The following is a 3,712-nucleotide window of genomic DNA, read 5'->3' as shown; positions in this document are numbered from 1 at the left end:
GTCAAGGGCTCGGTGACCCAGATCCCGATCCTGACGATGCCGGGTGACGATATCACCCACCCGATCCCGGACCTGACCGGCTACATCACCGAAGGCCAGATCGTGGTCAACCGTGAGCTGCACCGGAAGGGTATCTACGCACCGATCAACGTGCTGCCGTCGCTCTCCCGGCTGATGAACCTCGGTATCGGTGAGGGGCACACCCGCGAGGACCACAAGAAGGTCTCGGACCAGCTCTACGCGGCATACGCAGAGGGTAACGATCTCCGGGGTCTTGTGGCAATCGTCGGGAAGGACGCGCTCTCTGAGCGTGACCGGATGTTCCTTGAGTTCGCCGACCTCTTCGAGGACCGGTTCGTCAGGCAGGGCCTGTATGAGGACCGGTCGATCGAGGAGACGCTCGATCTCGGCTGGGAACTCCTTGCGACGCTGCCGGAGGAGCAGCTCGTGCGTATCGACCGCGAACTGATCCAGAAGTATCACCCGAAGTACCGGAAGAAGGCACAGGGGTAAGAGTCCGATGGCGCTGCGAGATATCAAGCCGACTCGTTCCGAGTTGATCGCCCTCAAACGAAGGATCAAACTCTCGGAGCGCGGCTACAACATCTTAAAGATGAAGCGCGATGGGCTGATCCTGGAGTTCTTCAAGGTGCTGCAGCAGGCGAAAGACAGCCGCGGCGCACTGATGGAGCGCTATACGCATGCGATGGAGATGATCGCCCTCGCGGAGACTGTCGAGGGTGCGATCGGGGTGAAAGCCGCCGCTTTCTCGACGGCCGACATCCCCGGGATCTCCGTCAAAAGCAAGAACATCATGGGCGTCGTCGTCCCTGAGATCGAGGCCTCTTCGGTACGGAAGGGCGTGCTCGACCGCGGCTACGGGATGCTCGGTACATCTGCCGTCATCGACGAGGCTGCGGAGGCGTTTGAGGACCTGGTCGAGGCTATCATCGAGGCGGCCGAGATCGAGACGACCATGAAGCGGCTGCTTGATGAGATCGAGAGCACCAAGCGGCGCGTGAACGCGCTCGAGTTCAAGGTGATCCCGGAACTCACCGAGGCCAGAGACTTTATCAAGATGCGGCTCGACGAGATGGAACGTGAAGAACTCTTCCGCCTGAAAAAGATTAAGGCACGGAGTGCCTGATCAGGGTACAGGTGATACCTGGTGGAGATCGGTACGCTTGCTGATGTGGGCAAATTGACGGGAACGGTGATGCTGCGGGTGGACTTCAACTCGCCCATCGATCCCTCGTCAAACCAGATACTGGATGACAAGCGGTTCCGCGAGCACCTGCCGACGGTGCAGGCACTCGAGGATACCCGGCTTGTCGTCCTGACGCACCAGAGCAGGCCCGGCAAGAAGGACTATACGACGCTTGAGGCGCACGCGGCGAAACTGGAGCGGCTGCTCGGCCGCCCGGTGACCTACGTGGACGATATCTTCGGGCGGTGCGCCCGGGAGGCCGTCCGGAGCGCAAAGCGCGGGGACGTCCTGATGCTCGAGAATCTCCGGTTTGCCGCCGAGGAGAACCTGACCCTCAAGCCTGAGGAGGCGAAGAAGACCATCCTTGTCCGGAGACTGGCGTCGATGGCGGACTTCTATGTCAACGATGCCTTCGGTACGGCGCACCGGTCTCAGCCCTCGATTGTGGGGCTGCCGCTTGCGCTTCCGTCGGTGGCCGGTCTCCTGATGGAGAAGGAGGTTGCAAACCTCTCCCGGGTCTTTACCGGCGCCCCGCGCCCTGTCACCTTTGTGCTCGGCGGGACGAAGGTAGATGACTCGATCGCGGTCGCGAAGAATGTCCTCGAGCGGGGGACCGCCGACCGGGTGATCATGGTCGGTGTGGTGGGGAACGTCTTCCTGCTTGCGGCCGGCTACGATATCGGGCAGCCTTCGACCCAGCTCGTCGAGCACCTGGGCTATCAGGGCGAGATCGGTCGGGCGAACGATCTCCTCGAGACCTACCGGGACCGGATCTCCCTGCCGCACTCGGTCGCCGTCCGTGAGGATGGGGAGCGGGTGGAGTACCGGGTTGACGCCGTCCCGGAGGATGCTCAGGTCCTGGATCTCGGAAGCGAGTCGATCGGGATCCTCTCACGGGAGATCAGCGAGTCCGGGACGGTCGTGGTGAACGGGCCGGCCGGGCTCTTTGAGGAGGAGCAGTTCGCCGTCGGCACCTACGAACTCTTAAAGGCGGCTTCGACCGTTGAGTTCTCGGTGGCGGGAGGCGGGCACTCCGGCGTGGCCATCGAGCGGCTCGGTCTTGAGGATAGGTTCACGCACATCTCCACCGGCGGCGGGGCGGCGATCGAGTTCCTGACCGGGAAGAAGATGGCCGCAATCGAGGCGCTGGAGATGTCCCGGAAGATCTTCGGGTGAGCGGCGCCGCGCCCTCACCTCATCTCCGGTGCGGTCAGTTATTTCTATTGTTTTTCCCTGCTCTGCTCTCGCCGTGCGATGCGTCAATGTGCCCAGAACGGGGTTTGCGCAAGGGTGGGAGCGAGCCGGGGGAAAAGGCTGCTTTGTGCGGCCTTCACGCAGAAGTGCGCGAAGGGTGCAGAGTCCGGGGAACATTAACCGTCTCCCCTTCGCGTGCTTCGCGACCTTCTGCGAGCGACTGGCGATCCGGCCCACACCCGCAAAAGAAGACGGCTCGATGCACTACTGCCAAGTCAACGACAAATTGTCGCAATAGTGCATCGTGTCACGTTATTTTGATGCGTGAGATGCAACGCCGATGACCTCATGCGGAAGCACGCGAAGTTCGGTATAATCCCCTGCAACGCCTCATCAAGTCTTCGCGCGAGAGCGCGAGCGGCTCGATCCCCCCTGTGCTGAAAACTCACGCGAAGTCGCGAAGCACGCGAAGGGGCGTTGCAGGTACCCAAGACCAATCTTCGCGGCCTTCGCGTGAGGCAGTGCGGTAACAGAGAGCACCAACGTCTCATGCGGGAGGTCGCCCCTGCCCGACGTTTGATTGTTGACCCGGCACTAATGTGTTTTCACCGATGCAGCCTCTCGCGAGGCCTCAGGCGGAACTTGTGGTGGAAAAGAATGAGGTGGGGTCTGGTTTCACGGAATGAGGTGGGGCGCCACACCCGGGAATATCATGGTCCGGTTGTAATTCGCTGATCGCTGAACACTGGTGGGGAGCGCCGCGTGCCGCGGACCGCCCCCGACCGAATGCTTGTATGATTGACTGGTGGGCGTAGTTGTTTGGTGGTAGGTTGTGATGATTGCTGACTGGGATTGAATGATTGATGATCGCTGGGTGTGGTCTTACCCCGATCAAGTTTTTATAATGTTGATTATATATTATTTTCCAATAACTATCGGGGCGTATATATCGATCATAATAATAAATGAGGCTTTAATATAATTCCTTTAATCGTTATCGCTCGTCAAATTAGAGTTAATTTTAACCAAAAAAATTATATGTAATTTCCCCATCCGGGGGATGCGGTGGGGAATCTTCCGGGATCGCGCCCCCCCGTCGGGAGTCTTGGGGGATCACTCGCGGAGAATGGCGACCCGGGAACCGACTGGAATTCCGATATCAGCCCCGATCGGGGCGCATTTGACCGACATCATGTAGGCAGTGGGCGGGAGGTCACGGTAATCGGAGAGCGACTCGTAGTTGGCCATACCCTTGGCGATGATGAGCGTCGCGCGGTCCAGGGCGTCGGCAAGGGCCGGCGGGACGATATC

At 60.1% G+C, this 3,712-nt stretch carries 3 protein-coding genes and 1 pseudogene; 3 read left to right on the top strand and 1 reads right to left on the bottom strand.

What is annotated here, in order from left to right:
- The 3 genes and pseudogenes from BP858_RS10295 to BP858_RS10285 form a co-directional block, all read left to right on the top strand.
- Positions 1–513, top strand: a pseudogene (locus tag BP858_RS10295) (V-type ATP synthase subunit B); the annotation flags it as partial.
- Between the two features lie 7 nt (positions 514–520).
- On the top strand, positions 521–1,147 hold the full coding sequence (locus tag BP858_RS10290) for a V-type ATP synthase subunit D (protein ID WP_074174748.1): 627 nt from the start codon (positions 521–523) through the stop codon (positions 1,145–1,147).
- A gap of 21 nt (positions 1,148–1,168) precedes the next feature.
- Positions 1,169–2,383: a phosphoglycerate kinase gene (locus BP858_RS10285; protein WP_062261182.1), complete on the top strand. Its 1,215-nt coding sequence runs from the start codon at positions 1,169–1,171 to the stop codon at positions 2,381–2,383.
- 1,131 nt (positions 2,384–3,514) lie between these two features.
- Here the strand turns inward: BP858_RS10285 and BP858_RS10280 are convergent.
- A partial coding sequence (locus BP858_RS10280; protein WP_286879437.1) for an ARMT1-like domain-containing protein occupies positions 3,515–3,712 on the bottom strand: 198 nt, incomplete at its 5' end.

It is taken from the genome of Methanoculleus sp. UBA413, assembly GCF_002502935.1.
Lineage (GTDB): Archaea > Halobacteriota > Methanomicrobia > Methanomicrobiales > Methanoculleaceae > Methanoculleus > Methanoculleus bourgensis.
Note: the sequence above shows the minus strand (reverse complement) of the source record. Positions and strands in the feature narration are given on the sequence as shown.

Excerpts from the sequence above, each read along its gene's own strand:
- BP858_RS10290 (WP_074174748.1), top strand. The coding sequence starts at position 521 with ATGGCGCTGCGAGATATCAAGCCGACTCGTTCCGAGTTGATCGCCCTC.